At 31.2% G+C, this 3,940-nt stretch carries 5 protein-coding genes and 1 pseudogene; 4 read left to right on the forward strand and 2 right to left on the reverse strand.

Annotation, left to right across the window (positions count from 1 at the left end; translation table 11 throughout):
• Positions 1 to 218: 218 nt before the first annotated feature.
• The 3 genes from CN514_RS22740 to CN514_RS22750 all read left to right on the forward strand — a co-directional run bounded on the left by CN514_RS22740 (position 219) and on the right by CN514_RS22750 (position 2,019).
• On the forward strand, positions 219 to 503 hold the full coding sequence (locus CN514_RS22740; protein ID WP_098234521.1) for a hypothetical protein: 285 nt from the start codon (positions 219 to 221) through the stop codon (positions 501 to 503).
• 67 nt (positions 504 to 570) lie between these two features.
• Positions 571 to 1,035: an RDD family protein gene (locus tag CN514_RS22745; RefSeq protein WP_098234522.1), complete on the forward strand. Its 465-nt coding sequence runs from the start codon at positions 571 to 573 to the stop codon at positions 1,033 to 1,035.
• Between the two features lie 243 nt (positions 1,036 to 1,278).
• On the forward strand, positions 1,279 to 2,019 hold the full coding sequence (locus tag CN514_RS22750; RefSeq protein ID WP_098234523.1) for a DUF4304 domain-containing protein: 741 nt from the start codon (positions 1,279 to 1,281) through the stop codon (positions 2,017 to 2,019).
• 62 nt (positions 2,020 to 2,081) lie between these two features.
• Here CN514_RS22750 and CN514_RS22755 read toward each other — a convergent pair whose 3' ends face one another.
• Positions 2,082 to 2,933 (reverse strand): cupredoxin domain-containing protein, encoded by an 852-nt coding sequence (locus CN514_RS22755; protein ID WP_098234524.1) that lies wholly within the window; start codon positions 2,931 to 2,933, stop codon positions 2,082 to 2,084.
• A gap of 145 nt (positions 2,934 to 3,078) precedes the next feature.
• A complete protein-coding gene (locus CN514_RS22760) occupies positions 3,079 to 3,543 on the reverse strand; it encodes a glycoside hydrolase family protein (protein ID WP_098234525.1) in 465 nt (154 codons plus the stop codon).
• Between the two features lie 122 nt (positions 3,544 to 3,665).
• On the opposite strand from CN514_RS22760, the pseudogene CN514_RS22765 reads away from it, so the two are divergent.
• Positions 3,666 to 3,940 (forward strand): annotated as a pseudogene (locus tag CN514_RS22765) (SpoVR family protein); the annotation flags it as partial.

Raw genomic sequence — 3,940 nt, forward strand, 5'->3', positions numbered from 1 at the left:
AAAATGGCAGATTAGTTGAACAAGGATAACTAGATAATCTATGAAAAAAGGCAAAAATCCCCCAAGTTACAAATACCTGATGTATTGGTATAGTAATAAAAGAAGATAAGATTTTAAGAGTTAGCGCATAATTAGGAATTACAGATTAGTTTTTTTAAAAAAAGATATTTACTCAGATAGATACGATGATAAAAGGTGAACTACCAAGGAGTAAGAGAATGAAAAATATGATTTGGGTATTCTTGATTTGTAATGTAGGAGCAATTATTTTGTTATTTCTACCAGATGGTATGCTTTTGACGGATGCACCAGATGGTTCGGGTGCGAGCTGGTCGAATTTTAGATTTTTATGCATTGTGCATACCGTACCAAATATTATTGCTTGGTTGGTTGCATGGATTAATTACAGAAAGATAAGAGTCCCATTTATTATGTTTTTAATATTTGAGATACTTACCCTTTCCTATGTATATTGGATGTTTATAGGAGTAAAGAGTGGATAATTAAGGAACTACTTATATTTAAAGATGAAATACCTTATACAACTAAGAGCTTTGGAGAAGGAGTTAAATGATGGAATACGTACTGTCTAGTAGAAAAAGAAGGTTATTTGCGGCTATGATTGATGGGATTGTTAGTTCATTAGTATTTTTTATATTTAGCATTACCGATACAATATTCATGAAAAATAGTATATTTCACAATTATACTTCAATGACAATAAACATATTTTTTACACTATTACCTATAATAGTATTTGATATTATCATACCGACATATTTATGGAAAGGGCAAACTATTGGGAAAAAAGTATTAGGTATTAAAGTAATAAAGGATTCTGAAGAATTTGTTGATGTTAAGACTATGACATTACGGTCGATCTTAACTTTAGTAGGAAATTTAATAGGAATGTTGAATTTTCCTTCTCAGCTGGTGATGAGTGTTGTAAGTTTGGTTGATTCATTATTAATTTTTAATGATAATAAAAAGACTCTGCATGACATTATAGCAAAAACTAAAGTTGTATATTGTTAAAGTAATGGTATCATTTCAGTCTTTGGGAGCTTATAGCAAATTCAAAAGACTATTCGAAAATATAATAAAAAACTTATTCAACTAACGCATGCGTTAATTGGAGAACAAAAAGGCTGTTATACAGCCTTTTTTTTGCAATCTGGCAGGATAGTTGAACAAGGAATGATATAATTATTATAAGTTTAGTGAAATTATTACTTCATTTAAGAGGTTGAATGATTTGGAAAAGAAAGGTGAAATCAGTTGAAATTAACTGCTACTCTATCAAGTGTATACAAAGAAAAGTTTAAGGAAGTATTGTTACCTTTGGGATTTAAATTGAAAGGTTCTCTCTTTATACGAGTAATCAATGAAGAAATTATTCAAACCGTAAACACTTTTAAAAACTCTCCTTTCGACTTCACATTAAATATTGGTATACTTCCTTTTTCTCGAGATAATGAAAAGGAGCTATTAAAAGAAGGCAATTATAGGTTATATGACTTTGTAGGATATGATTTGGGCGAATTTCATTATCACCCACTTAAGTTTCAAAGCATAAAAGAAGTCGTGGATGAATGTGTAGTCCAGTTTAAAAAAGGAGTATTACCTATTTTTGAATCAGTTCAAACGGAAGAAGACTACTTGTCGTTTGAAGAACAGTATGAAATGAATAGATACGGAGAATATTCCTATCTCGGTCATGAAAGAATGGTGATTAATTTAAAGCTAAGAAACTATTCAGAGGTTTTAAAGGGAGTCGAAGCGTATTGGAAACAAAATGTGGATGCAATCACTTCTAACTATCAAGACGGAGATGTCTATGATTTTAAAAACGAGGAAGAATTTCAAGCATATCTACGTGGTGAATTACAATTGTGGACTGATATAAAAAAGGCAATTGCAGAACAAAATATAACCTATCTCGATAATCTTGTCGAGACGAATCGTCAGAAATCAAGAAAGATACTGAAGGATTATGGATTTGTATTTAAAAATATGTAATTCAACTAACGCATGCGTTAGTTCAATAAAAAGCCCCCTTTCTTTTGAAGGGGGTAGTTGATTTACTTAACTGTGATTGTTCCTTTAAACATGCCCATTCCGCATTCATAGTGATAAACACCAGGTTTCAAAGGCTTGATATGAACGTAATTATCTGCATCTTTGTTTAACGAAAGGTTCAAATCGAGCTCTTTTGATAAGATGATACTTGCACAAACATCTTCTTTTGGTGTTTTAAAATTAATAATCGCTGGCTTTCCTGCTTCTAAGACTAGATTGTTTGGCGTATAACCTGAAACTTCTACATGAATCGTTTGAATGTTACTACTTGTTGGAGTAAATTGGATGTCTTTTACTTCAGGTGCTTCTGTACCACTTGCAAATAACGTGCTTTTTCCAAATACAAATACACCCATAAAGACCAATAAAACGATTAAAACAATTGGATTTGCAATTAATGGCTTTTTAACTGGTGCTACTTGTTTTTTGTCGCTTGTTTCTTCACCGATTAAGCGAATAAGTATGACAAAGACAAAAACAAATAAGATATCAACGAAATACACCATGAAATCAATTGATTTTGGTTGTAACATAACACCTAACATAGATCCCATCATTCCACCCATAATGGCTGCTGTAACTCCATCTAATGAAGCCATCACCGAAACAGGTCTTCCATTTAAATAGCCAACAATGATCCCAATTGTAATTGATACAATTGTTGGGATGGTTAAATCTTTTGTGTGAGCAAAGGTCCCCAATATTGTTCCTAAAGCGATGCTCGTCATCATCGCGTTTGTCATGCTGATCATCATACCTGTCATACAGGTGATTTTTTGTTTATTTCGGAACGTAAAATAGATTACATAACTTGATAAGAGTGCAATTAACGTAAGACTAGCTAGTACTAACATATGTATTTTTATTCCCCCAATGTTTAAAACCCATTTAAGTACAAACTAAGTCAATTATATAGTTAAATAACCTGAAGAACTAATGAACATTTTATGACATTTTTTAAGCAACTAACGCACTGCGTTAGTTGCTTAAGAACTTATCTTAAATATCAATAAGTAGTGTTCCATCTGATTTTACTGTAACTAAAGGATTTTCAAGAATGTCTTCTTCAGTAAGAATAATTTCTTTACCAAGTATATTTGATAACTTACTCATAAATTCAAATACGGACCTAGCCTCATTTAGCCCCTTAATTTCTTTAGGATTTAAATCAAATTCCAATTCACCTTCTACAAAGAAATGGCAATTTATCAAAACGCCCTTAATATCAATAGACAATAAAACACTTTTGTCCTTTTTTTCCTCAAATAATTTGGATACATTTGTTATTTTATTCGTATTTTTTTGTCCATCTATATAAAACTCAATACCCCAATCAGATAAACATAACCAATCTATTAATTTTTGCCAATCGTCTAAATTGACATCTAAAACATAAATATCCCTTAAACTTCCATCAACGAAAAATACTTTATCCAATACTTCATTAGTTAAGTGTTTTTCCATACAATAGATTCCCCAATACTCAATTATTTATATTTATTTTACCATTCCTTATTGAACTAAACTGCCATTATGTTGAATAAGGAATTGAAATTCTTGGTCAAAAAGAAGATCTTTAAAAGACGGAAGGCTGGGCAAGTTATTGGCATATAAGAATAATGCGTGAACTAAATCTTGATTCAAATGAAGCAATTGAATACGCAAAGCTTAATGCAGGAGTGGTTCAGCCATCAAAAACAAGCATTAATCCATATTATTTAGGACTAAGAATGTTTGAAGATATTGAAGAGCGATATAATAATCCGACGAAAGAAATGAAAGAATTAGGTGTTAAACCAGGCAGCGGTCGAGAAAAAATGTTTGAAGTACGTGAGTTAGAATCTGATAGTTCATTTATACG

The organism is Bacillus sp. AFS001701, from assembly GCF_002559405.1.
GTDB lineage: Bacteria > Bacillota > Bacilli > Bacillales > Bacillaceae_G > Gottfriedia.